21 protein-coding genes, 3 tRNA genes and 2 rRNA genes are annotated in these 26,713 nt (G+C 43.5%); 9 read left to right on the top strand and 17 right to left on the bottom strand.

Translation table 11 applies throughout. The annotated features are described in order from the left end of the window. Window positions 1-5: 5 nt before the first annotated feature. The 7 genes from mshL to A391_RS0113410 form a co-directional block, all read right to left on the bottom strand. The gene (gene mshL, locus A391_RS0113380; RefSeq protein WP_019899895.1) at window positions 6-1,871 is read right to left on the bottom strand and encodes a pilus (MSHA type) biogenesis protein MshL; all 1,866 of its coding nucleotides are present in this window, start codon (window positions 1,869-1,871) and stop codon (window positions 6-8) included. A 247-nt stretch (window positions 1,872-2,118) separates the two neighbouring features. After that, window positions 2,119-3,654 (bottom strand): ExeA family protein, encoded by a 1,536-nt coding sequence (locus A391_RS0113385; RefSeq protein WP_019899896.1) that lies wholly within the window; start codon window positions 3,652-3,654, stop codon window positions 2,119-2,121. Between the two features lie 31 nt (window positions 3,655-3,685). Continuing rightward, window positions 3,686-5,107, bottom strand: a complete 1,422-nt coding sequence (locus tag A391_RS0113390) for a sigma-54-dependent transcriptional regulator (protein ID WP_019899897.1) — start codon at window positions 5,105-5,107, stop codon at window positions 3,686-3,688. Window positions 5,108-5,374: 267 nt separating this feature from the next. Beyond that, window positions 5,375-5,860: a diguanylate cyclase domain-containing protein gene (locus A391_RS0113395; RefSeq protein ID WP_157261368.1), complete on the bottom strand. Its 486-nt coding sequence runs from the start codon at window positions 5,858-5,860 to the stop codon at window positions 5,375-5,377. Between the two features lie 210 nt (window positions 5,861-6,070). Beyond that, window positions 6,071-6,146, bottom strand: a tRNA-His gene (locus tag A391_RS0113400). Between the two features lie 21 nt (window positions 6,147-6,167). Further along, window positions 6,168-6,244, bottom strand: a tRNA-Arg gene (locus A391_RS0113405). 110 nt (window positions 6,245-6,354) lie between these two features. Beyond that, window positions 6,355-6,431 (bottom strand) — tRNA-Pro (locus A391_RS0113410). Window positions 6,432-6,534: 103 nt separating this feature from the next. On the opposite strand from A391_RS0113410, the gene folD reads away from it, so the two are divergent. Together folD and dksA are read left to right on the top strand one after the other, a co-directional pair. Further along, the gene (gene folD / locus A391_RS0113415; protein ID WP_019899899.1) at window positions 6,535-7,401 is read left to right on the top strand and encodes a bifunctional methylenetetrahydrofolate dehydrogenase/methenyltetrahydrofolate cyclohydrolase FolD; all 867 of its coding nucleotides are present in this window, start codon (window positions 6,535-6,537) and stop codon (window positions 7,399-7,401) included. Between the two features lie 148 nt (window positions 7,402-7,549). After that, complete coding sequence (dksA, locus tag A391_RS0113420; RefSeq protein WP_019899900.1) at window positions 7,550-7,972, top strand: RNA polymerase-binding protein DksA; 423 nt, start codon at window positions 7,550-7,552, stop codon at window positions 7,970-7,972. 119 nt (window positions 7,973-8,091) lie between these two features. On the opposite strand, the gene pnp is transcribed toward dksA, so the two are convergent. From pnp to rimP, 7 genes are all read right to left on the bottom strand, one after another. Next, window positions 8,092-10,221 (bottom strand): polyribonucleotide nucleotidyltransferase, encoded by a 2,130-nt coding sequence (gene pnp / locus A391_RS0113425; RefSeq protein ID WP_019899901.1) that lies wholly within the window; start codon window positions 10,219-10,221, stop codon window positions 8,092-8,094. A gap of 145 nt (window positions 10,222-10,366) precedes the next feature. Then, entirely contained in the window at window positions 10,367-10,636 is a 270-nt protein-coding gene (gene rpsO, locus A391_RS0113430; RefSeq protein ID WP_019899902.1) for a 30S ribosomal protein S15, read from the bottom strand. A gap of 148 nt (window positions 10,637-10,784) precedes the next feature. Further along, complete coding sequence (gene truB / locus A391_RS0113435; RefSeq protein WP_019899903.1) at window positions 10,785-11,693, bottom strand: tRNA pseudouridine(55) synthase TruB; 909 nt, start codon at window positions 11,691-11,693, stop codon at window positions 10,785-10,787. 20 nt (window positions 11,694-11,713) lie between these two features. Next, window positions 11,714-12,070 (bottom strand): 30S ribosome-binding factor RbfA, encoded by a 357-nt coding sequence (gene rbfA, locus A391_RS0113440; protein ID WP_019899904.1) that lies wholly within the window; start codon window positions 12,068-12,070, stop codon window positions 11,714-11,716. 209 nt (window positions 12,071-12,279) lie between these two features. Next, window positions 12,280-15,021: a translation initiation factor IF-2 gene (gene infB, locus A391_RS0113450; protein ID WP_019899906.1), complete on the bottom strand. Its 2,742-nt coding sequence runs from the start codon at window positions 15,019-15,021 to the stop codon at window positions 12,280-12,282. A gap of 120 nt (window positions 15,022-15,141) precedes the next feature. Then, the gene (gene nusA, locus A391_RS0113455; RefSeq protein WP_019899907.1) at window positions 15,142-16,608 is read right to left on the bottom strand and encodes a transcription termination factor NusA; all 1,467 of its coding nucleotides are present in this window, start codon (window positions 16,606-16,608) and stop codon (window positions 15,142-15,144) included. Between the two features lie 72 nt (window positions 16,609-16,680). Then, window positions 16,681-17,166, bottom strand: a complete 486-nt coding sequence (rimP, locus tag A391_RS0113460) for a ribosome maturation factor RimP (RefSeq protein WP_019899908.1) — start codon at window positions 17,164-17,166, stop codon at window positions 16,681-16,683. A gap of 282 nt (window positions 17,167-17,448) precedes the next feature. On the opposite strand from rimP, the gene A391_RS14070 reads away from it, so the two are divergent. The 7 genes from A391_RS14070 to A391_RS0113495 all read left to right on the top strand — a co-directional run bounded on the left by A391_RS14070 (window position 17,449) and on the right by A391_RS0113495 (window position 24,402). Then, the gene (locus tag A391_RS14070) at window positions 17,449-17,673 is read left to right on the top strand and encodes a YezD family protein (RefSeq protein WP_019899909.1); all 225 of its coding nucleotides are present in this window, start codon (window positions 17,449-17,451) and stop codon (window positions 17,671-17,673) included. A gap of 72 nt (window positions 17,674-17,745) precedes the next feature. Further along, complete coding sequence (locus tag A391_RS0113470) at window positions 17,746-19,446, top strand: alginate export family protein (RefSeq protein WP_019899910.1); 1,701 nt, start codon at window positions 17,746-17,748, stop codon at window positions 19,444-19,446. Between the two features lie 27 nt (window positions 19,447-19,473). Next, window positions 19,474-20,481, top strand: a complete 1,008-nt coding sequence (locus tag A391_RS0113475) for a sulfate ABC transporter substrate-binding protein (RefSeq protein ID WP_019899911.1) — start codon at window positions 19,474-19,476, stop codon at window positions 20,479-20,481. A gap of 41 nt (window positions 20,482-20,522) precedes the next feature. Then, on the top strand, window positions 20,523-21,398 hold the full coding sequence (locus tag A391_RS0113480; protein ID WP_019899912.1) for an EAL domain-containing protein: 876 nt from the start codon (window positions 20,523-20,525) through the stop codon (window positions 21,396-21,398). A gap of 129 nt (window positions 21,399-21,527) precedes the next feature. After that, window positions 21,528-22,358 carry a sulfate ABC transporter permease subunit CysT gene (cysT, locus tag A391_RS0113485; protein WP_019899913.1) on the top strand — a complete coding sequence of 277 codons (831 nt, stop codon included), beginning with the start codon at window positions 21,528-21,530 and terminating at the stop codon, window positions 22,356-22,358. Between the two features lie 39 nt (window positions 22,359-22,397). After that, the gene (gene cysW, locus A391_RS0113490) at window positions 22,398-23,288 is read left to right on the top strand and encodes a sulfate ABC transporter permease subunit CysW (RefSeq protein WP_019899914.1); all 891 of its coding nucleotides are present in this window, start codon (window positions 22,398-22,400) and stop codon (window positions 23,286-23,288) included. 52 nt (window positions 23,289-23,340) lie between these two features. After that, complete coding sequence (locus A391_RS0113495; RefSeq protein ID WP_019899915.1) at window positions 23,341-24,402, top strand: sulfate/molybdate ABC transporter ATP-binding protein; 1,062 nt, start codon at window positions 23,341-23,343, stop codon at window positions 24,400-24,402. 37 nt (window positions 24,403-24,439) lie between these two features. Here A391_RS0113495 and A391_RS0113500 read toward each other — a convergent pair whose 3' ends face one another. The 3 genes from A391_RS0113500 to A391_RS0113510 all read right to left on the bottom strand — a co-directional run. Then, complete coding sequence (locus tag A391_RS0113500; RefSeq protein ID WP_019899916.1) at window positions 24,440-25,372, bottom strand: GGDEF domain-containing protein; 933 nt, start codon at window positions 25,370-25,372, stop codon at window positions 24,440-24,442. Window positions 25,373-25,737: 365 nt separating this feature from the next. Further along, window positions 25,738-25,851 (bottom strand): 5S ribosomal RNA (rrf, locus tag A391_RS0113505). Window positions 25,852-26,053: 202 nt separating this feature from the next. After that, a 23S ribosomal RNA gene (locus A391_RS0113510) occupies window positions 26,054-26,713 on the bottom strand; the annotation flags it as partial.

The raw sequence follows: 26,713 nt of genomic DNA on the forward strand, positions 1-26,713 counted from the left end.
GCTAATTACCTTTCACTCTCAGCATCTACTGTATTTTCCAGTTGCTGCGAAGGCAGATACTGTTTATAAGAGGCCAACTCATCACTTTCCAGGCTGGCATTAACAATCACAGTAGGTCTTAGGAAAATAACCAACTCGGTTTTGCGGTTGGCATCGTTCTGTCCCGTAAATACTTTTCCTACACCAGGTACTTTGGATAACCCGGGCACTTTGTCAGTGTTCGTAAGCACATCATCCTGCATTAAACCACCCAGCACAGCTGTGTTACCACTCAGAATCTGCAACATCGATTCCATTTCGCGCACTTGTATTTCAGGCACCAAACTTTCAATCGTTAAATTAGGATTCGGGTCTTTCTTAAAACCCAACACTCTAGAAACCGTTGGCCTAATATTAATATTCACATTACTTAAATCGTTGATTTGAGGGGTAACGCTCATCACAACGCCAACAGGCACTGTATTGGGCGTGGTTGTCACCGTTGACAATATTCCCCCACCTACAGACCCCTGTGACTGCTGCGACTGCACGGTAAAGTAAACCAAATTGTCTACTACTTTTAATACTGCAGTTTGATTGTTGAGCACCATCAACTTAGGACTGGACAACACTTTCGTTGAACCAAACTGCTCAAGCAGGTTAATAGATGCAGCAATATTACCTATTTTGCTTATTGGATTAAGATAACCAGCTACAAATCCTGCATTGGTAGCCACTCCAAAGGCATTCGCAGTCGTAGTAAAACTATTACCTGTAGCACTTATGCTATTCGTTTGCGCACCCAATTGCTGCCTGAACTGAAAGCCACTATTAGTCGCACTATTATTTAACCGACTCCAATCAATACCCGCTTGAAAGCTATCACTAAGCCTAACCTCAACAATTGTGGCCTCAATCAACACCTGGCGCTTAGCGCTGGTTAGCACTTTATCCAAAAACTCCTGAACTCTCTCATGCTGCTTGTTAGTGCCTCGAACGCTGATAACGCCAGCTTCACGGTTGGAAATAACATTAGCAGCAAATAAGGTTTTGTACTCAGTAAACGCTTTTTGTGCATCAGCTTTTCCATTTGCGTCCGTTTTTTGCGTCGCTGCTGCGACATTGACAGAACTATCTTTACCACTCTGATTATCAAGAGTCGCAGATTGTTTATCTGCCTCTAATCTACCAATAATGATTTCTTTATCACTTTCGGCTAATAATGCGGTAATGTTTTTTTCTAAAGTTTCCCAAAAGTGATTATTAGATTCACTTCTCACTGTAGTACGAGAGCTATTATTCGCCCCCGTGCCCGAAGTATTACTCGTTGTGCTACCTCCAGCACTAGAACTTTGGCCTGTGCTAGAAATTTGCCCATCAACACCAATAAAACCAGCAGCATCACGCGACATATTTACATAATCGACCTTATAAGTTCTTAATACTGGCTGATCAGGGGTAATTGTTAACACATTGCCTTTGACGCTGTACGTCAAATCAACCTGTTTAGACAATCGCTCTAGAATTGCAGGTAAGGTTTGGTCTACGGCATTTAATGTCACACGCCCTTGAATGGCCGGGTGAATATCAACATTAAGCTTGCTGTCTCTTGCTATCGCAAACAACACTTCTTTCACTGGCGTGTCATACACAACAATACTATAAACAGGCTCTTTAGCTTTAGGAGTAGGTGGCGGCAAATATGGACTATTGGTTACCGGCTTTGGAATAGCCGCTGAAGAGATAGCTGATTTTGATATGACTGAGGGTGTTGAAGTATTCTGTCCATCAATATGCCCTTTTGATGGCTGAACTTTAGATTGATGCGAGCATGCTGTCATACACAAGACCAAGATCATACTCAGCAATGCTAATACTGTTTTATTATTCATCACGGCTTGGCTACCCCTAATTCTGCAACTTTATCTGTACGCTATGCATCAAATTGCATGATACCGCAAAAATACAAATAGCAACAATTAGTTACAATGATAAATCAAGGTTATTGATTAGGTAACTCGGGAAAGTTTGTATAAAAACTAGCAATCTCGGAACACTACAGCCTCAGACTGACATGAATTAAAGAAACACCAATAGATAAGCCTGCTTCAGCCAATTAGAAGAAATATGAAGCAGCGCTTAAGGGATGATCGCCATGTCTTTACTTATACCAGCCAACGTCCTCATGTATGGCCGACTATTTTTAACATAGGGCGGCAAGCTTTTTAAAGCTTCCAATGCATCAACTCTACGCTCATACGCACCATACAACACCACGGTATACAAACCATCTTTTTGTTGCATACGGTACAGGTAGATATTGTCAACCTCTACTTGCTGACTTAAGCGCTCAAGCTCCATTGCCAATTGATGCTCTTCGCCTTGTACACCCACGGGCAACGCATTGGGTACTGATTTAATTTGTAGCAATATTGTGTCTGGCTTTGCGCTTTGCAACAACCTACTCATCGCATCCAAACGCTGGTTCACTAAGCCCACACTGTTTTTGCTTTCTGCAGCGTCAGCCCTATCACTCGCCATTGCAGCATCTTTCAAAATAGCTGGTGCACTAACATTAGCTGACACACTAGGATTAGTTAATGCCGATAGATTATTCACCCCCATTTGCGTATTGGTAACAGCAACGGCAGATTGCCTTGCCCCCTGAGGCAGGTTAGGCTTAATTGTGGATGGCTTAATCATGGCAGGCTGCGCTTGCTGACCTGCCACATTGGCATTAGTTTTCTGGGCAGTTGACTGTTGCCACAACATCGCAGCGATTGATAGACCACCTAAAATCACAAGCAAGTACATGAACCACGTGACAAATCGCTTATATCGCCCAAACTGTTGGCCATAAGAACTTTCTGCAAACTCACTATCCTGAATAGCGGCCTTAACGTGCTTAGGGGTTACTTGATAGGCATTCTCAGCAAATGCCGCAAGCAATGCCTTATCTGCTAAGATATTCACGCGCCTGACCAGCCCCTGCGCCGCATGTGACAACTTCTTAATCGATGCATCAGTAAACAGATGTGGTCCATGGTAACCTGCCGCACGAAGCCTAAAAATCAAGTATTCACCCACATCTTTAGTTTGCAACGGCCCCAAGTTAAACCGATGCGTAATTCGCTCACGCAACTGGCGAATTTGTTCCTGATTTAAATTCTCGTCCAGTTCTGGCTGACCAAACAGCACAATCTGCAACAACTTATCTTGCTTAGTTTCTAAATTGGATAACAAGCGAATCTCTTCCAGAGTTGCCAGCGGCATGCCTTGTGCCTCTTCAACAAAGATGACAACTTGACGTCCTTCTGCATGCCGATTTAACAAATGTGCTTGCAATGCTTGCATCACTTTTAACCTATCGGCATCTTTAGGTAATTGCAGTTGCAGTTCAAATGCAATCGCATGCAACACGTCTTCAGGCGCTACGCTTGGGTTTGCAAGGTAAATGCTCTCGATCCTTTCAGGAAGTATCGTTTGTAGCATTCTACACAGCATTGTTTTGCCGCTACCAACCTCACCCACCACCTTAATAATGCCCTCACCATTGGCAATGGCATACACTAAAGCATCAAGCACCGCACCTCGATTACCACCAGAAAAGAAAAAATCAGTATTCGGGGTAATCTTAAACGGGGGTTGCTGCAAACCAAAGTGTGGATAATACAAGTGATTTCCTAAAGAGGATTAGTTGTGACGATTACTCTTCTTGCGTATTCATACGACTATACAGCGTTGTACGATTCACATTCAACAATTTAGCCGCCTGACTTAAATTACCATGCGTCATTTTCATCGCCGCATCAATATATGCACGCTCCCAGGACTTCAGTACGGCATCCAAACTTACATTCACTTGGCGCTGCAGATGTTTTTGCGCCTGTGCAGTCATACTTGCATCATCGTTAAAATTAAATGCATCAGCCGTTGAGGCCTGCTCACTTAAATCAAACTCGGCAATCAACTCATTTTCTTTAACCGTTTTACCTGAGTACTTGGCAATTAAACGGATAACAATGTTTCTTAGCTCGCGCACATTGCCAGGAAAATCATACTCCAGCCAACGGACCTCAGCTTTGGCATCTAATTTAAATGGCGTCTTATCAATTTGCTTGGTATAGAACTCAATAAAGTGATCGCGCAACAAATGTTTATCGTCCATCAACTCTCGCAGTGGTGGCACATGGACAGTAAAAACGCTCAAGCGATGATATAAGTCCGACCTAAACTTACCAGCACGCACTTCTGCTCTCAAGTCTCGGTTAGTGGCGGCCACAATACGTGCACGACTTTTACGCGTTTGCGTTTCACCAATACGCTGATACTCACCATTTTCTAGCACACGTAACAGCTTAGCTTGCAACTCTAAAGGCAACTCGCCAATCTCGTCCAAAAACAACGTACCATCACCCGCATCTTCAAAGTAGCCTGCATGCGCAGCTACCGCACCCGTAAACGCACCTTTTGCATGTCCAAACAAGATAGATTCGGCCAACAATGGAGAAACCGCAGCACAGTTAACGGATAAATAAGGATACAGCAAACGCTGACTCGCAAAATGAAAGCTACTCGCCACCAACTCTTTACCACTACCAGATTCACCTTCAATCAGGACCGGAAATGGGGAGTCTGCAAACTGTCTAATTTGCATGCGTAACGCTTGAATAGGCAAACTGTTACCGAGCAAGCCCCCATGCTCCTGCTCCACTCTCATTTCGTTCAACTCAACGTCTTGCACCTTGAGCGCATTCAACAACATGTCTTTAAGTTTTTCTACATCACAAGGCTTCGCAATAAAATCCACTGCGCCTAGTGCAAGCGCATGCTTCACATTGACGTCATCACTTTGACCGGAAAGTACATGAATCTTAATGGTAGGAGAATGTGTTAGCAGCGCGCTAATCACTTTAAAACCCTCTTCGGGCGTATGTGGGGTAGGAGGTAAACCTAAGTCTACCAAAGCCAAAGCTGGTGGGGCATCTAATTGCTGGAGTAAACTCTTCAGTTGCGTGTACGACTCCGCCACACACACTTCAAAATATTTACTCAACACAAAATGTAAGGTATCAGTGATTAGCGGGTCATCATCAATAATCATCAATACAGGACGTAGTGCTGCCATTAACAAACCCTTTTTTTAAATTAGATAACAACTGTAATCTACGTCACTATAGCCTGAATAGTTTGATGTATCAATACTTACACCAATGCTTGGCATGGTTCGAAATCCAAGCAATAACTACCAAGCAACCGCACTTGTCTTTTAAAACAACATCGATCTAGATTACCCAACTACTTGCAGTGGATACTTATTGATGATGATAAAAAAATGAGCGCTAAAATTCAATGGTAGCAAATGCTATTCGATCAACAAAGTAGCATTTTGACTTTAATCCAGCGTCAATATTTGACTGGGCAATGTGTGCCGATTTTTCTTCAAATAGGTCAAGAACTCAGCACCACTCAACTCCGTAAGTTTTTGATTTAACGCCTCATCTTCACTTGGGAAACTAAAAATTGACGCATTTTGTGCTGCAGTTTTTAAGCCTTCATGCTCAGAATCACGAATGATGCTTCGCACTTTATCCTGAACCTTTTCAGTGGCTGGCGTATACGGCACAACAATCCAAAAGTCACTTCCAATCCTAGCGACCAAATCCGTATTTCTAAAAGCTTTTTTAAGATGAGTTGTCATCGAGACTAGTTGTTCAGCGGCCTCTTTAGCACCATATGCGTCACCAAGCTCATTTTTATCGCCATGTTCAATATGAACCAAACCAAACGGCATCGGGCACAAATACCTAGACATAATCGCCATTAGCCATTCAAATATGAAAAGGAAACGGTCTGTATTCTCAATATCTTCAATTAGCATGTCTTCCAAACCCCACATTATCTTTAATGATCGGTTGCGATTACTACCAGCACTAATTCAGTCGTATGCGTACTTATAGATACTCACTTAGATATTTAGCATACAGTTGATACTATCTTACAAGAATTAACTTAATCAAGAATAATTTACAGAGCAGAAAGGTACGCTAGAAAAAAATAAGCCCCACATTGCTGTGGGGCTTATTCAATATGGGGTGGCTGATGGGGCTCGAACCCACGACAACAGGAATCACAATCCTGGACTCTACCAACTGAGCTACAGCCACCATAGAGACTTTAAAATTTTATGGCCTGCCCGACAGGAATCGAACCTGTAACCCCCAGCTTAGAAGGCTGGTGCTCTATCCGGTTGAGCTACGGGCAGATTTTGGTTACAAGACTTTATATCATCTACAACATAAAGTACTACACTTTTCGGGCTGACTTTTAATATAGGTGTTAAAAGAAAACTTGACTTCTAACACCTAAAAATATTGGTCGGCGTGGAGAGATTCGAACTCCCGACATCCTGCTCCCAAAGCAGGCGCGCTACCAGGCTACGCTACACGCCGAAGAGGCAGTAATATAACCAAAACTAAGATGAAGGTCAATCGCTATATGCTAAAATGACGTTTTATTTTACAAATTAATTGAATTTTTAGATTCTGACACCCAATGACAGCTCAAATTATCAATGGCAAGGCGATTGCCGACAATTTATTAGACTCAATCAAAGAAAGAATCAACCAACGCCTGTTAGCAAACAAACCTGCACCTGGCCTTGCAGTTATTTTATTGGGCGGTGATCCTGCCTCATCAATCTACGTGCGCAACAAGCGTACGGCATGTGAGAAAGTGGGCATTCGCTCTGTCGCTTACGACTTACCTTCCACAACAACTGAGGCTGAACTACTGGCATTAATTGAGCAGCTCAACCATGATGATTCAATTAATGGCATTTTGGTTCAATCCCCACTTCCAGCACATATTAAAGATGAGCACGTGATTGAGTGCATCAGCCCAGATAAAGATGTAGACGGATTTCACCCTTACAACATTGGACGCTTAGCTGTACGCCAACCCACACTGCGCTCATGCACTCCATTTGGTGTAATCAAGCTGTTAGAAGCGACCAATATCAAACTCATGGGCTTGGATGCCGTTGTGGTTGGGGTATCGAACCACGTGGGTCGACCAATGGGCTTAGAGCTACTACTAGCAGGCTGCACAGTAACCAGCTGCCATCGCCACACCAAAGACCTAGCTAAAATCATCGCAAATGCTGACCTGATTGTGGCAGCAGCAGGCAAGGCCGGTTTAATCAAAGGGGAATGGATTAAGCCTGGTGCCATTGTGATTGATATTGGCATCAACCGCTTAGAAGATGGCCGCATTTGTGGTGACGTTGATTTCAACGTAGCAAAAGAACGCGCTGGCTGGATTACTCCAGTTCCTGGCGGCGTGGGTCCAATGACAGTGGCCACCTTAATGGAGAACACTCTTCTTTCGCTAGAGCTTAGCGAACAAAACGGCATTATTTAACCTCATTAAATCAATTGGATAGTGTCATATAAATAGAGTTTTGCATCAAACCATTAATCAGTGTACACTCATGCGCTAATTTTAAGAGCTAACATCTTAGTTAGTTCAGTTTTCAATATTTTTAATTTTTTGTATTTGGGTAATTATTATGGCAGATGTAATTAGTAAGCATTTCACGCCTTATCAGCCGAAGCCTGATGAAGAATACATGAGCAAAACTCAACTTGAACATTTTCGTTCAATATTAAATGACTGGAAAGCTGAGTTAAGCCAAGAGCTCGACCGCACTGTGCACACCATGCAAGATGAGGTGACCATGTTTGCTGACCCTAACGACAGAGCTAGCCAAGAGTCTGACATGACGCTTGAACTGCGTAATCGCGACCGTGAGCGTAAACTCATTAAGAAAATTGACGAAACCTTACGCAACATCGAACACGAAGAATATGGTTACTGCGAAGGCTGCGGCATTGAGATCGGCTTAAAACGTTTAGAGGCTCGTCCAACAGCAACACTATGTATCGATTGCAAAACTTTGGATGAACTCAGAGAGCGTCAAGTAGCGAAATAACCACTAGAGTGTAAAAACACTTAAACTCTTATTCAGTACTCAGGTGTTTTAAATCTTCAAATAACAAAAGCCCGCATATGCGGGCTTTTTGTTATCTAGGGACGATGATGCTGTTGATATTACTCGTCAGCCTCTGTCTCAGCTTTTGCTTCTTGAGCAGGTGGGTCAATCAAAGCTTTCATGCTTAGACGTACACGACCTTTTTCATCAGCCTCAACTACTTTCACCTTCACTACGTCACCTTCCTTCAAGAAGTCAGCAACCGCATTCACACGTTGATGTGCAATTTGTGAAATGTGCAACAGACCGTCTTTACCTGGGATCAAGGTAACGATTGCACCGAAATCAAGCAACTTAATCACAGTACCTTCATAAGTTTGACCCACTTCAACTTCAGCAGTGATTTCTGCAATACGGCGTTGCGCTTCAGCACCTTGCTCAGAGCTAGTGCAAGCAATTTTCACGGTACCGTCATCTTCGATATCAATCGTTGTGCCAGTTTCTTCAGTTAAAGCACGAATCACTGCACCACCCTTACCGATAACATCACGGATTTTTTCAGGGTTGATTTTCATCGTGATAATACGTGGTGCAAATTGTGACATTTCAGCGTTAGCACCGCTAACAGCTTGCTTCATAATACCCAAGATGTGTGCACGACCTTCTTTAGCCTGCGCTAAAGCCACTTGCATGATTTGTGCAGTAATGCCGGTGATTTTGATGTCCATTTGCAACGCAGTGATACCATCTTCTGTACCCGCTACTTTAAAGTCCATATCACCTAAGTGATCTTCATCACCCAAGATGTCAGTCAACACAGCAACGCGGTTACCTTCTTTGATCAAGCCCATTGCAATACCTGCAACGTGATTTTTCATTGGTACGCCAGCGTCCATCAATGCTAAGCAGCCACCACATACAGACGCCATCGAACTTGAACCGTTAGATTCTGTAATCTCAGAAACGACACGCATGGTGTAATCAAAATCTTCTTTAGCTGGTAGCGCAGCCACCAAAGCACGTTTTGCTAAACGGCCGTGACCGATTTCACGACGTTTTGGTGTACCTACGCGACCAGTTTCACCAGTTGCGTATGGAGGCATGTTGTAATGCAACATAAAGCGATCATTGTATTCACCTTGCAATGCATCAATAGTTTGCTCATCGCGGCCTGTACCTAAAGTAGCCACTACTAACGCCTGTGTTTCACCGCGTGTAAACAGCGCTGAACCGTGCGTACGTGGCAACACACCAGTACGGATGCTGATAGGACGCACAGTACGTGTGTCACGACCATCAATACGTGGTTCGCCATTTAAAATTTGGCTACGTACAGTTTTAGCTTCTAAATTAAAGATTTCGTTTTTAATTTTGTTCGCTTCAGCCGTTGAAGTTTCTTCAGTAATCAACTCGCCTAATACACGGCTTGTGATTTCTTCCAATTTAGCGGAGCGAGCACCTTTAGCTTTGATTTGGAATGCCGCATTAATATCAGCAGCAGCCAAGCTAGCCACTTTTTCAATCAATGCAGTATCTGGCTCTGGCGCAACCCAGTCCCAAGCATCTTTACCAGCTTCAGCTGTTAATTCGCTAATCATTTTGATCACTGCTTGCATTTGCTCGTGACCATAAACAACTGCACCCAACATCACTTCTTCCGAAAGCTCTTTCGCTTCAGACTCAACCATCATCACAGCAGTTTCAGTGGCTGCAACGACTAAATCAAGCTCGGTTTCTTCTAATTGTGCTTTAGTCGGGTTCAATACGTATTCTTCGTTGATATAACCAACACGTGCTGCACCTAGTGGACCGTAGTATGGAATACCTGATAATGACATCGCTGCAGAAGCACCGATAATTGCAGGAATATCTGCATCGATTTCTGGATCTGATGACAACACGGTTGCCACTACCTGCACTTCGTTATAAAACGCTTCTGGAAAAAGCGGGCGTAATGGACGGTCGATCAAACGACTTGTCAGTGTTTCTTTCTCAGAAGGTCGGCCTTCACGCTTGAAAAAACCACCTGGGATTTTACCTGCAGCATAGGTTTTTTCCATGTAATCTACAGTCAACGGGAAGAAGTCTTGACCTGCTTTAACTTCACGCTTGCTGGTAACAGCTACCAACACCACCGTATCACCGTAGCTCACCATCACAGCAGCATCTGCTTGACGTGAGATTTCACCAGTTTCAAGGGTTAGCGTGTGCGCGCCGTATTGAATACTTTTAGTAACTTTATTAAACATTTATTTTCCTTTTTCAACAGACTGTTATTCACTACCCAATAACAATCTAACAATAAAAAAAGCCGACGCATATCCATGCAATCGGCTTTTTACAGCAATTATACAAGTGAAGCTAAAAACAAAAAGCTAAGCACTTTTATAACTGTTATTTACGCAGACCTAAACGTTGAATCAATGTTTGATAACGGCTTGAGTCTTTGCGTTTTAGATAGTCTAACAGGCTACGACGTTGGCTAACCAAAGCTAACAAACCACGACGTGAGTGGTTATCTTTTTTGTTAGATTTGAAATGCTCTGTTAAGTATGTGATACGGCTAGTTAAAAGTGCAACTTGCACTTCTGGGCTTGCTGTGTCATTTGGTGCGCGTTGATATTCTGCAACGATTTTCGCGGTATCTTGTGCTGTAATTGCCATAACTTTTTCCTAATTTAGATGTTTTGCGTCAATACAAAAGTAGCCTAGAATCTGATTTAGAAACCAACCCACTCATGCATTCATTTACATGAACCGTGCATTATAGTGACAACTTTACTGCTTAACAAGTTATTTTAGCAAATAGCCTTTAATTATTTACTTGCTGCATCAATCGCTTAGGTGCAATTTTTCCGTCACTCTGCTGCTCACCCAAGCCTAAAAATACATTCCGCTCATCATAAAGGCGCAACAAGCCTACTGGTATATTGCCACTTCGCCAAACGGCTTGACCTTGCATTAAATAAAAAGCACTGTCCGCATCCAGCATCACAGATGGCAAATAATCTACTGCAGTTTCAGGCGGCGCTAACTTAGCTAATCGCTCCTCACTACTTAGCGCTTCAAACGCCTCTAAAGTAATGGTTTCGGCAATCACATAATTTGCAGTGGCAGTTCTACGTAAACCAATCAAATGCGCGCCACAGCCCAAATGTGCGCCTATATCTTCTGCGAGGGTGCGAATATAGGTGCCTTTAGTACAAGTCACTTCAATTTCAGCGACATCACCCGCAAAGCTAAGTACTTCAATCGCATGAATAGTAACGGTACGTACTTTACGCTCAATTTCCACACCTTCACGCGCATATTCATACAGCGCTTTACCCTCGTGCTTTAAAGCTGAATACATGGGGGGGACTTGACTGATGACACCAACAAACTTACGGCAAGCTTCATCAAACTGATTGCTGGTGACATTGACTGGTAAGGTGTTAAGCACTGCGCCTTCAGCATCACCAGTGGTAGTGGTAACACCTAATTTTATAGTGGCGCGATAGGTTTTATCTGCATCAGTTAGATAGTGCGCGAATTTAGTTGCCTCGCCAAAACAGAGTGGCAACAAGCCTGTTGCCAATGGATCTAAAGTACCTGTATGGCCAGCTTTGGCTGCCTGTAACAACCACTTAACTCTTTGCAGCGCTTGGTTAGAAGAAAAACCTAATGGCTTATCTAATAACAAAATACCATTGATATTTTTTTTGACTCTTTTGAATTGCAAAGGAAGGTGACTTCTGAAAATTAAGACTTGTTTTTGTCTGAAGCGATCGCCTCATCAATTAATTTAGACATCATCATGCCATTATCAATCGATGCATCGTAAACAAAATGCAATTGTGGCACAGTACGCAACAACATACGTTTAGCTAACTGCGTACGTAAAAAACCTGCTGACTTTTCAAGCCCCTGCTGCGTACTTTCGCTCGCTTTGGCTGCACTGTAAAAAATCTTAGCATGCGCCATGTCGCCTGTGACTTCAACAGCAGTCACAGTGACCATGCCCACGCGCGGGTCTTTAATTTCAAACATCAACAAATCTGCGATTTCTCGTTGCATTTGCTCAGCCACTCGGTGACTACGTGAAAAATCTTTTGCCATTCTAATCCTAAATAAAGCTGAGCCGACTCTCTTAAACATTACTCACTTAAATCTTGAGCCATTCACAGAGCCCACATCAACGCCAAAATGAGGCGTCAATATAGCTAAGCGCAACCAGATACTACTTAATATATGCGGTTTGATGCAATCTTTACGCCACAACAACCACATGCCTACAACCAATAAAGATCATAGGCACTTACTGTTAACTATAAGGTACGCGCCACTTCTACCATTTCATAAACTTCTAAGATATCACCAACCTCAATATCGTTGTAGCCTTTTAATGACAGACCGCATTCAAAGTTGTTTTTAACTTCTTTAACATCATCTTTAAAGCGTTTTAGCGAATCTAACTCACCAGTATGCACAATCACGTTATTACGCAAGATACGCACTTTAGAGTTACGTTTAATCATACCATCCTGTACGTAACAACCAGCAATCGCACCAATTTTAGAAATACGGAATACTTCACGCACTTCTACAGTACCAATCATGCTCTCTTTTTGCTCTGGTGCCAACATACCGCCAAGTGCAGCTTTTATCTCGTCAACTGCCTCGTAAATAATATTGTAGTAACGTACATCCACACCTAGCGTATCAATCAATTTACGTGCACCAGAATCGGCACGCACGTTAAAGCCAATCAATACAGCCTTAGATGCCGCTGCCAAGTTAACATCTGACTCGCTGATGGCACCAACACCTGTATGAATAATATTCACTTTCACTTCGCTGGTAGACAGTTTTTGCAAACTTGTCGCCAAGGCTTCATATGAGCCCTGCACGTCTGATTTGATAATCAAACCAAGTGTTTGCACTTCGCCTGATTCCATTTGTTCAAACATGTTCTCAAGTTTTGCTGCTTGCTGCTTAGCAAGTTTCACGTCACGGTATTTACCTTGACGGAACAATGCAATTTCACGTGCTTTGCGCTCATCATTCAATACAATCACTTCTTCACCAGCGCTAGGCACGTCAGACAAACCTAGAATTTCTACTGGCATAGATGGACCTGCCTCTTGAATATCTTTGCCAGTTTCATCCAACATCGCACGCACTTTACCAAAAGTAGTGCCAGCTAAAATCATATCGCCACGTTTTAAGGTACCTGATTGCACTAAAATCGTTGCTACTGAACCGCGACCTTTATCTAAACGACCTTCAATCACCAAGCCTTTTGCTGGGGTATTTTTAGGCGCTTGCAGCTCTAACACCTCAGCTTGTAACAGCACCGCTTCTAACAGGTCATCAATGCCTTGACCTGTTTTAGCTGAAACCGCACGGAACATGACATCACCACCAAAGTCTTCTGGTACAACCTCTTGGCTCACCAACTCCATTTTTACACGCTCAGGATCAGCATCTGGTTTATCAATCTTATTGATCGCCACAACAATCGGCACACCGGCTGCTTTAGCATGGTGAATCGCTTCAATCGTTTGTGGCATCACACCATCATCTGCTGAAACAACCAGAATCACGATGTCGGTGGCTTTAGCACCGCGAGCACGCATCGCAGTAAACGCTTCATGGCCCGGTGTATCTAAGAACGTCACCATTCCGCGTGGTGTTTCTACGTGGTAAGCGCCAATGTGCTGAGTAATACCACCAGCTTCGCCTGTTGCTACACGGCTACGACGGATGTAATCCAATAATGAAGTTTTACCATGGTCTACGTGACCCATGACAGTCACAACAGGTGGTCGTGTCTCCATAACCGCTTCAGCATGCTCAGCTTCTTCGATAAACGCATCAGGATCGTTAGGTGCCGCAGCTTGCGCTTTATGCCCCATTTCTTCAACGATAATAATCGCAGTTTCTTGATCCAACACTTGGTTAATGGTCACCATCATACCCATGCCCATCAAGGTCTTAATCACTTCGCCTGATTTTACTGACATTTTGTGAGCTAAATCAGCCACTGTAATGGTCTCTGGCACAAGCACTTCATACACCAACGGCTCAGTAGGTGCTGTAAATGCATGTTGTTGATCATCATCTTGATGATGCTTGCCGCCCTTGCCTTTTGGTGCACGCCAACCTGCCTTACCACTTGCAACATCTCCGCGTGTCTTTAACCCACGCTTCTTGTTCTCAGCATCAGTCCACTCTTTATTATTACCCTTACCTTTTTTCGCATCTTTTGCGCCTGGTTTTTCAGCGCCCTCTTTGGCTACTGGCTTATGTAACGTACCCTCTGAAAGCTTAGCGGCCTTTACTTTAGCTGCCTCAGCTTCAGCTAGTTTTCTAGCCTCTTCGTCCAAACGACGCTGTGCTAATTCTTCTTTTTTGCGTTTATCTTCAGCTTGCAACGCTAGTAAAGTTGCATGACGTTTAGCTTCTTGCTCACGTAGCGCAATCTCTTCTGCACCAAGCAAGTCTTTACGACTGATGGTTTGCTGTCTAACCACAACTTTTTCAGGCTCGGCCACTGGCTCAGCAGGCACCTCAACCACTTCAGGAACGACCACTTCAGGCTCTGGTGGAACAACAGCTTCTACCACTTCAGGTTCAGCGACTTCAACAGGCAACGGCTCTTCAATCACTGGAGCGGACACTTCCACAGGCACTTCAGCTGGCTCGACTACTTCAGTAACAGCCTCCGCCACCACCTCTTCCACAACCTCATCTTCAACCATGTCAGCATCTTCACGCTGCTCTATCACACGTTTTTTACGAACTTCAACTTGAATCGTACGTGCTTTACCGGTGTTATCGGTTTTCTTGATTTCTGTACTTGATTTGCGTGTGAGCGTAATTTTGTTTTTAGGAGCAAGCGTACCGTGCTCTTTACGCAAATGATCTAGCAATGCCGCTTTATCATGCTCACTCAATTCATCATCTGCGCTCGTTTTATGCACGCCAGCACTTTTAAGCTGTTCTAATAACAATGCCGTTGGCAGCTTTAATTCGCCAGCAAATTGTTCTACGGTTGTTTGTGCCATCTTGTTGCTCCAGTATTCTTTTTTCTAAGCTTTATTGCCTAGCATTACTACTCATTATTACTTTGCTTCAGTTCGGTCAATGCTCATTGACCGATACTCATAAAGCTCTACATTTGAATATTATTTAAACCAAGGTGCGCGTGCAGTCATAATCAGTGCTTTTGCTCGCTCTTCGTCCATATTTGTCAACTCAACCAACTCATCAATTGCAAGTTCGGCCAAATCGTCCATTGTTGAAATCCCTTTTGCCGCCAGCTGATGTGCAGTCGCATCATCCATACCCTCTAGCGTCAACAAGTCTTCAGCAGCTTCTTCTACCTTCTCTTCTTTAGCAATAGCCTCTGTTAACAATGCTGCACGAGCACGCTTACGTAACTCTTCGACAGTATCTTCATCAAAAGCATCGATTTGATTCATTTCAGCTAATGGAACGTATGCGATTTCTTCCAATGTGCTAAAACCTTCTTGCACTAGAATTTCAGCCACCTCTTCGTCCACGTCCAATTTTTCCATGAACAATTGACTCACACCGGCATACTCTTCTTGGTTTTTCTGTGCAGCTTGGTCAACCGTCAAGATATTGAGCGTCCAACCTGTTAGCTCTGATGCCAAACGCACGTTTTGACCATTTCGACCAATCGCTAGCGCCAACTGCTCTTCTTCCACCACAACATCCATACTGTGTGCATCTTCATCCACAACGATGCTAGATACTTCAGCCGGTGACATTGCGTTAATCACAAACTGTGCTGGCTCCATGCTCCATAAAACAATATCCACACGCTCACCAGCCAACTCGCCAGTCACAGCCTGAACGCGCGAACCACGCATACCTACACAAGTACCAACTGGATCCAAACGCTGATCATTGCTTTTTACTGCAATTTTAGAACGCAAGCCTGGATCACGTGCAGCTGAACGAATTTCCAACAAACCCTCTTCAATCTCAGGGACTTCCAATTCAAACAAACGCACCAGGAACTCTGGTGTGATTCTAGACAAAATCAATTGAGGGCCACGGCCACTACGCTCGATGCGTAACAAATAAGCACGCACGCGATCACCAACACGCAAGTTTTCTTTTGGAATCATTTGCTCGCGTGGCAATAACGACTCAATGCGACCCACCTCAATAATCGCATTACCTTTTTCCATACGCTTGATGACACCAGTTACCAGTTTTTCATCACGCGCCAAGAAGTCTTGCAAGATTTGCTCGCGCTCTGCTTCTCGCACTTTTTGCAAGATTACTTGCTTAGCAGCCTGCGCGCCAATACGCCCAAACTCAAGATTCTCTAAAGGCTCTTCGTAATAGTCGCCGATTGTTAAGCCTTTTGAACGCTCATCTTCTTCATCAATTTGATAGGCAGAATTTTCTAGCAAGTCGTAATCAACATACTGCCAACGTCTAAATGTTTGGTATTCACCTGTTTCACGATCAATCGCAACACGCACATCGGCATCATCATGATGTTTTTTCTTTGTAGCTGAAGCCAAAGCCAGCTCCAGCGCGGTAAATATGACGTTTTTATCAACGTTTTTTTCATGCGCCAAGGCATCTACCAACAATAAAATTTCACGACTCATTTTCAATCTCCGACTATATATTGCAGGTTAACTGCCTTATTTATTAAATTCTTACAATACTCACACTTGCATTTAAAACACTGGATTTAATCGTGCTTTATCAATATTACTAAGCGCCATTTTGTAGGTTACCCCCTCAAAATCAAGCATCAAGTGCCCATCTTCAACACCTTTAATCAATCCTAAAAAGGTCTTTCTTGGCAATGTGGTTTCTGTTGCATTTGGCCCTTCATCTTTCATACCGACGCGCAACTTGATCGATACGCGCTCACCAACAAACCGCAAGTAGTCAGATTCTTTCTTTAACACGCGATCTATACCTGGTGACGATACTTCCAAGCGGTCATAATCAATCTCATGCTCAACCGCCAACAAATTACCCAGCTGATTGCTTACCAGCACGCAATCGTCGATATTGACACTATCTTTCATATCGACAGGATTTTGTTTATCAATAAACACACGCAATAATTTGCCACGATTGGAAATCTCCAAATCAACAAGCTCATAGCCTAACTGGCTTACCGACTTTTCTATTAACGTTTGCAAATCTTGCATAAACTCCACCCTTTACTCTCACCGCACAATCTGAACACGAATACGCAGATTGCAGAAACAAAAAATGGGCACAAAGCCCATCAAAAAATTCATCCGCATTATACCAATCAATTCAATGAATTGGAAACACTACAGTTAATAAAGTTTGCTTTTAACACTTTTTACATAAATTACGCTTTTATATTCTTTTTAATTATAAATTTATACAAAACAATTATTTTTAATTATTAAATAGTTTATTTATAGTGCGTACTTTCTTACTTATTCAACATTGACTGCATTATGACAAGCAAGCTAATCACACAAAATGTTACTCAAGAGATTATACGTGCTGTAGAAGATCTTCAGCATGGTACGGGGTTTGGGTCGATTGAAGTCATAGTACATGATGGCCGTGTAACACAGATTGAAAAAAGAGAGAGGCAACGCTTTAGTCAAGGCAAGCCAAATATACAAAATGTCAATACGTCTACTACACTGAGCACAATCAACAGTGAAGCGACTTAAATAATAATTCATTAGACTTTTACTGGACAACCAATACAGAAGCCTAATTAGCATTGAAATAAAGGGAACATCATGCACACCAAAAGGAATCTTTCATTCAGTAAAAAGCTGGCACAGCCTTTACTGATCAGCAGTCTATTGCTTAGCGGCGGATTTGCACATGCGAATGAGGCTGAAATTAAACTTGCTGACAACACAACACAAACAACAAAAAGCATCGAGGACTTGGAGCAGGAAGAAAAAGTAAAAGCTCGCTTAAAAGAAATTGCGGATGAGGCAAAAGCTGCTGCAAAAACCGCTAACGGTTACTACGTAGAGCGTAGAAGCTATGGGACGCAAAAAGAAAGCGAACCACCTCGTTATGTTAAACAGGCAAATAAAACTTGGTTGAAGGATTACGATGCTTTTAATGATGTGAACTGGCTGGATTTAGGGCTAGAGTATCGTGCTCGTTATGAACATCGTGACAACGATTTCCGTCGCGCTGATGAAAATATCGACGATCCGTTGCTATTACGTACACGCGCATACATTGGCGTAAAAGAAATTTTGGATCCATTGCGTTTTGCCGTTGAAGTGCAAGACTCACGCCGCAACAATGGTGACTACTCGCGCGCATATGATACCCGTGATGTGAATCAAGCCGATATTTTACAAGGCTATCTAGAGTTACATTTCAAAGAGTCTATCTTTGGTAAAGATGACTTAGGTAACAATCGCCCATTCTGGGTGCGTGGCGGCCGCTTGGCTTGGGAGTCATTAGATCGTCGATTAATTGCACGTAACGAATGGCGCAACACAACCAATACGTTTCAAGGTGTACGCGCTAACATTGGTGACAAAAAGAATGATTGGCAATTAGAAGCGTTTGCGGTGAAACCTGTACAAAGATTTACGCGTAGCTTGGATGAGGTAGACCACTCACAAGATTTTTACGGGGTGATTGGAGACTGGCGCGGCTGGTCTGAGTATGTCACTTTACAGCCTTACTACTTCTTGCTTAAGCAGGATGGCAACAAGGTTAAATACAATTCGAACGGCCAAGAGTTAACAGGTGCAACACTCAGCGCCGCACAAATCGACCGTAAGATTCACACCGCAGGCTTGCGCGCTTATGGCGCCTTTAACTCCGGTTGGGACTATGACACTAGCTACGTTAAACAATGGGGCAACCAAGATCGCTTTTTAAGCAACGCATTGGGCAGCATCAATGTAGACCATGAAGCATATTCATATGGAGCAGAAGTAGGTTACACCTTCAAGAACTCTTGGAAACCTAGAGTGAGTGCCTACTATGGCGTAGCTAGTGGTGACAGCACACCTGCAACTGGCACGGACCGCACAGATAGCCAACGCTTCGAACGCTTATTCGGCTTTGCACGCCCTTGGTCTAACAACGACTATATCCAAATGGAGAACATCAGAACACCGAAGTTGCATTTGGAGTTTGAGCCAAAAGTTTCGTTTCTGGAGAACGTAAAAGTAGACACGAGCTTCAGCTGGTACCGTTTGGATGATGCATCAGATCGCTGGCAAGCAGGCAGCAATCTGCGTGACAGAACTGGCGCCAGCGGCAACGATTTAGGTAAAGAAGTTGATTTGCGCGTTCGCTTCCCTATTAATCAATACGCATCCTTAAATATTGGCTACGCACACTTCTGGGCCGGTGACTTTGTGAAAGACTCAGTCAAAATCGCAGGTAACAATAACGATGCAACCCGCGCTAGCTCATCCGACTTCTTTTATACAGAGTTAACCCTATTAGGCTTTTAATCTTCAGAAAACTAGAAAGAAAATACCATGCAAACATTCAAATATTTAAAGAAAGCCTTGTTGATTAGCGCACTGTTTGTGCCGCTAGCCAGTTTGGCTGCAGAGATTACTTTGCTAAACGTCTCTTACGACCCAACTCGCGAGTTGTATCAAGATTACAACGCTGCATTCAGTAAATATTGGCTAGCTAAAAGCGGCGACAAAGTCACCATCAAGACTTCACATGGCGGCTCTGGCAAGCAAGCCCGTGCCGTGATTGATGGCCTCCCAGCTGACGTCGTGACACTGGCACTGTCTTACGACATTGATGAAATCAGTGCAAAGGCTAAGCTTATTCCTAAAAATTGGCAAAAACGCTTAACGCACAATAGCTCGCCGTACAGCTCTACTATTGTTTTATTGGTACGCAAAGGTAATCCTAAAAACATCAAAGACTGGAGTGATTTGATTAAACCAGGTGTTTCAGTGATTACCCCTAACCCTAAAACATCTGGCGGTGCCCGCTGGAATTACTTAGCTGCGTATGCTTATGCACTTAAGCAAAACAATAATGACGATGCAAAAGCACGCGAATTTGTGGGTAAGCTCTTCAAAAACGTGCCGGTACTTGATAGCGGTGCTCGTGGATCTACCACGACATTTGTAGAGCGCGGCATTGGCGACGTATTTATCTCTTGGGAGAATGAGGCATTCTTAGCGCAAAAAGAGTTAGGTCCAGACAAGTTTGAGATTGTCATCCCATCTTTATCCATTTTGGCTGAGCCACCTATCACCATTATCGATAAAACTGTTGATAAGCGCAAAACACGCACAGTGGCACAGGCTTATTTAGAGTATTTATATAGCGAAGAAGGTCAAGAAATTGCCGCTAAAAACTACTACCGCCCAACACTGGCATCTGTAGCTGCTAAATATGAGAAGCAATTTCCTAAAGTCAACTTAATCAAGATTGATGATGTATTTGGCGGTTGGCAAAAAGCACAAAAAACGCACTTCTCTGATGGCGGTACATTTGACCAGATTTATCAAAAGTAACCACTAGCTCGCCTGCTTTAATGTTTTAAAAGGATATAAAAATGACAGCACCAACCAGCGCAACTTCACCGATTGAGCAATTAAGATTGCAATTAAAAGAGTCTCTGTTTTTAGATTTAGATGACTATGGCTTAGTTGAGCAATCAACTGGTGAATTTAACAGTCCGTTTTTAGGCGTTCAATTAAATACTGCATTTCAACCTATTTATGACATAGCAGCAGGCGACTTAATTGGCCACGAAGCATTATTACGCCCATCACTTGGAGGTGAACTGACCAGCACACCAGAGTTCGCCTTCACATATGCCGAGCAAACAGGAAAACTAGTACAGTTTGACCGTGTTGCCCGAACACTACATGTACTTAACTTTAAGCAAATCTATGCAGAGAACGGCCTACTGTTTCTGAACGTTCACCCTAAACTGCTAGTTTCAGTGAATACGCACGGTAAAGTATTCGAACGCATACTACATGCCAACTCGGTCCCCACCCACCGTGTCGTCATTGAAATCAAAGAAAGCGAAATTGAACAAGACAAACAGCTGTCAGAAGCCATCGACAACTATCGTGACAGAGCCTATAGAATTGCCATTGACGGCTTTGGCGGCAAAAAATCCCACATTGATCGCCTATGGAAACTGTCACCTGATTTTGTTAAGTTGGACTTAAGCATTATTCAGCAAGCCGAAGGCAACCATCGCGTGCGGAAAATACTGCCTGGCTTAATTAATTTAATTAAAGAAAGTGGCGCACAAGCCATCGTCACAGGCATTGAAACACAAACGCAGCTTGATATTGCAATTGAATCAGGTGGCTTATTTGTGCAAGGCTACTTCTTAGCAAGGCCAGTCAACGCCAAGGCACTTCAACCGTCATTGGCACTTAACAAGCTAGCCTCACTCAACAAAGCGGCATAAACACGCCTCATATCGACGACCTAACACACATGTAAATACCATTTTATTATATAAAATATCAAAATATTATTTAATTGTTATTTAGCTATCGGTTACATTATCACGCGCTCACAACAGATATCAGACATCATGGCTAAACAGAAAAACATCCTACCAGGCTTTAATTTATCACTCGGCTTTACGATATTTTATTTAAGTCTGATCGTACTTATTCCATTATCAGCTGCCTTTATTAAGACGACCGAGCTATCAATACCAGAGTTTTGGGAGGTCATTACTGCACCGCGCGTCGTAGCATCTTACAAGCTAACGTTTGGGGCATCATTTATTGCGGCTATCATTAATGCCGCATTCGGTTTACTGACCGCATGGGTGTTAGTTCGCTATCCATTCCCAGGTAAAAAGTTTATAGATGCGTTAGTAGATTTACCCTTTGCCTTACCTACCGCAGTAGCAGGTATTGCATTAACAGCCGTTTATTCTGGTAACGGCTGGATTGGCTCATGGTTAGAACCATTAGGTATCAAAGTCGCCTTCACGCCAATAGGCGTGGTGGTTGCCCTAACCTTTATTGGCTTACCGTTTGTGGTGCGCACGGTACAACCTGTCTTAGAGGATCTAGAAGCCGAAACAGAAGAAGCCGCCGCAAGCTTAGGGGCAAATCGTTGGCAGACCTTTAGCAAAATTATATTCCCTGCAATCTGGCCTGCGCTTCTAACCGGCTTTGCATTAGCTTTTGCACGTGCGATTGGCGAGTACGGTTCAGTGATATTTATTGCAGGCAACATGCCGATGGTGTCTGAAATCACCCCACTCATCATCATTACAAAACTAGAGCAATACGATTATGCTGGTGCCACAGCAGTTGCAGTCGTGATGTTAGTGATTTCATTCCTGCTGTTATTCGCGATTAACGGTTTGCAATGGTGGTCAAATCGTCAGCGGATTGCAGCACGGTAAGCCATTTCACATTCCCAATAAATTTATATTAGGTCATTTATGTCAGGTATCACACCATCACAATATAGCAGCTATCACAGCAAAGTAGCGCGAAGTCGCGCCACCTCTGAGCCGGCATGGATACGCTATGCATTAACCACTATTGCCCTAAGTTTTTTAGCCTTATTCCTATTTGTACCGTTAGCAGCTGTATTTACTGAGGCTTTACGCAAAGGCTTTGATACTTACATTACGGCATTAATCGACCCAGATGCATTATCTGCAGTAAAACTCACCTTTATCGCAGCACTCATCGCCGTTCCGTTAAATCTTGTATTTGGTGTTGCCGCGGCATGGGCAATTGCCAAATTTGAATTTAAAGGCAAAAGCATTCTTATCACCCTAATTGACTTACCGTTCGCAGTGTCTCCTGTGATTGCGGGGTTAATTTATGTGCTCATTTTTGGACTCCAGGGCTGGTTTGGCTCAGCCCTAGTCGATAACGACATCAAAGTCATCTTTGCGATACCTGGCATCGTTTTGGCGACGATATTTGTCACCTTCCCATTTGTCGCGAGAGAGTTGATTCCATTGATGCAAGCTCAGGGAAAAGATGAAGAAGAAGCAGGGCTGGTATTAGGTGCTTCTGGCTGGCAGATTTTATGGCGCATTACATTACCGAACGTGAAGTGGGGCTTGCTATACGGCGTGATTCTTACCAATGCGCGTGCCATGGGTGAGTTTGGAGCAGTTTCGGTCGTTTCTGGACACATTCGCGGCATGACCAACACCCTGCCACTGCATGTAGAGATTTTATACAACGAATATAACTATGCAGCTGCATTTGCTGTGGCCTCATTGCTTGCTTTACTAGCATTAGTCACGTTGGCGCTCAAAACCTTTGTCGAGTGGCAAGTTGCACGCAATGCGAGCCATAACGAAGCTGCTTAAGAGCCATGTTTAATCGCGAACTATCGCACTATCATCATATTGGAACATAACCATGAGTATAGAAATACGTAATATCAAAAAGAATTTCGGCCAGTTTAGCGCACTGAATGATGTGAGCCTAGACGTACCTAGCGGCGAATTAGTTGCATTACTCGGTCCTTCAGGTTGCGGCAAAACAACATTACTGCGCATCATTGCCGGCTTAGAAACACCAGACTCCGGCAATATCCTATTTTATGGTAACGATGCTACAGAGTGTCAAGTGCGTGAGCGTGAGGTTGGTTTTGTATTTCAACACTATGCGTTATTCCGTCATATGACCGTCTTCGAGAATGTTGCATTTGGCTTACGTGTTCGTCCTAAGCATACTCGCCCATCAGATGCTGAAATTAAACGCCGCGTGCACGAACTCTTATCACTAGTGCAGTTAGATTGGCTTGCTGATCGCTATCCACCACAATTATCAGGTGGTCAACGTCAGCGCATTGCACTCGCTCGTGCTTTAGCAGTTGAACCTAAAGTTTTACTACTGGATGAACCATTTGGTGCACTTGATGCAAAAGTACGTAAAGAATTGCGCCGCTGGTTACGCCGCCTACATGATGAGCTGCACATTACCAGCATTTTCGTGACGCATGACCAAGAAGAAGCACTAGAAGTAGCTGACCGGGTTGTCGTCATCAATAAAGGGGAAATTGAGCAAATAGGTACACCACAAGAAGTCTACGACAAACCTGTGTCACCATTTGTATATCAATTTTTAGGTAACGTGAATCAGTTTGATAGCCATATACACGAAGGGGCAGCAAACATTGCTGGCGTCAATTTAAAATTAGATTCGCATCATGACACGCAAAATTCACCGGCATTAGCCTTTGTTCGTCCTCACGACATTGAAATCTACAATACCCCTAAAGAAGATCGTGTCGGTTTTGAAGCAATTGTTCGCTATGTAAACGCAGTAGGCCCACTGGTTAAAGTAGACCTAGAGCGTGCTGATCATACAGAGCTGATTGAGGCAGAGTTAACGCAAGAACGCTTCCGTGAACTGGCACTGACATCAGCGCAACACGTTCACATCTACCCAAGAAATGTGAGTGTGTTTTTAGCTTAATAATCTATATATAGATAATTTTTGGCTACGCAAACTTTTAAGCAATTGAGTTTCGCCCTTTTTCTTTAGCCACATACAACTGTTTATCGACCGTAGCGATGAACTTAATTGCTTCATCGTTACGTGTAGGAGTGATTGTACTAGTCCCAATACTAATCGTCAGCAGCTGACTAACCAAAGATTTTTCATGTGGAATTTGTGCTTTGAATATCACATTGCGGCATCGCTCTGCAATCTTGAAAGCGGCAGCTTCATCTGTCTCAGGTAATACTAATATAAACTCTTCACCACCATACCTAGCAAAGAAATCTCGCGATCTTGTGGCAACACAGGCCAGCACATTTGCCACACGCTTCAGGCACTCATCTCCTTGAATATGACCATAATAATCGTTGTATTGTTTAAAATAATCAATATCCAGCATAATTAATGAAAGTGGCTGGCGGTTACGCTTAGCATTCGCCCACTCCACTTCCATCACAGAATCAAACATGCGTCGATTGAAAACGCCTGTTAATCCATCTTTAAATGAGAGCTCTTCCAACTGCTTCTGAAGCTCAATCAGCTTCTGTTCGGTGTCTTTTCGCTCTGTAATATCAAACATAAATCCGATGAGCGAATCTACTTCGCCATTTTCTTTACGCACGACATGTACGACATCACGAATCCAAATATATTGGCCATCTTTGGTTAAAGCACGATAATCGGCCTCATGATCAGTTCCTGCTTTTGATTGTGCCACACAAAAATCTACAACCCAAGCGCGATCATCAGGGTGCATTCTCAATGCCCAGTCCTCCACAGTCAGCCAACTGTCGGGAGACCATCCTAATAAAGCCTCAATTTGAGGGCCAATGTAAGAAAACTGTAATGTACTCCAGTTGATTTTCCAAGGAATCGCTTTAGTAGATTCTAATAGCGTTTTATAAACTGCGCTATCAGCGTCAAGATAGTTGTCAGAAATGCTCATTTAATATCCAATACGAACAAAACAACAAACCTGACCCAACTCATCACTTCGAAATATAGTGCTGAATAGCCGTTTGTTGTAACCATTAAGGACATGATGCGTCCTAAACTTATATTAGTTTCGGGATATTAACATAGCAACAATATGAGCACACACCATCGGATAAAGCATAATATGCATATAAACAGATAGAACTGACGTATAGCTCTTTACTACGGTCAGGATAGACTGAATCCATACGAATGAAAGGAAATATGATGTAGAGTAAAGATCTATCCGCTTCAGCGCAATCCACGGTAAATCGCTATATTTTTCGGACATAAAAAAACCCCACTACATGCGTAATGGGGTTTTTGGTATAAATAGCTTGGCAGTGACCTACTTTCGCATGCAAAAAGCATACTATCATTGGCGCTGGTTCGTTTCACGGCCCTGTTCGAGATGGGAAGGGGTGGTTCCAAACCGCTATGGCCGCCAAGCATAACTGGTGTCTCGCATGTTTAAACTTCAAACACACAAGCGATTATGCTGTGTTGCCGTCTCATTTTCATGAGGCGTCTGTAACAAATTGGAAGAAGTAAAGTCTTCATACCTTTAGGTATGGTGTCAAACGGGGTATTGATTACATTATCTTACTTTAGTACAACCATAGACTCGAACATGTTCAAGTTTTAAGGTTATAGGATCAAGCCTCACGAGCAATTAGTAACGGTCAGCTTAACGCATTACTGCGCTTCCACATCCGTCCTATCAACGTCCTGGTCTCGAACGACTCTTTAGGGGGGTTAAACCCCCAGGGAAATCTCATCTCAAGGCGAGTTTCACGCTTAGATGCTTTCAGCGTTTATCTCTTCCAGATTTAGCTACCCGGCTATACCACTGGCGTGATAACCGGTCCACCAGAGATCTGTCCACTCCGGTCCTCTCGTACTAGGAGCAGGTCCCTTCAAATTTCCAACGCCCACGGCAGATAGGGACCAAACTGTCTCACGACGTTTTAAACCCAGCTCACGTACCACTTTAAATGGCGAACAGCCATACCCTTGGGACCGGCTACAGCCCCAGGATGTGATGAGCCGACATCGAGGTGCCAAACTCCCCCGTCGATATGAACTCTTGGGAGGAATCAGCCTGTTATCCCCAGAGTACCTTTTATCCGTTGAGCGATGGCCCTTCCATACAGAACCACCGGATCACTATGACCTGCTTTCGCACCTGCTCGACCTGTCCGTCTCGCAGTCAAGCAACCTTATGCCATTGCACTATCAGTACGATTTCCGACCGTACCTAGGTTACCTTCGCACTCCTCCGTTACTCTTTGGGAGGAGACCGCCCCAGTCA

This window comes from Methylotenera mobilis 13 (genome assembly GCF_000384255.1).
Classification (GTDB): Bacteria; Pseudomonadota; Gammaproteobacteria; order Burkholderiales; family Methylophilaceae; genus Methylotenera; species Methylotenera mobilis_B.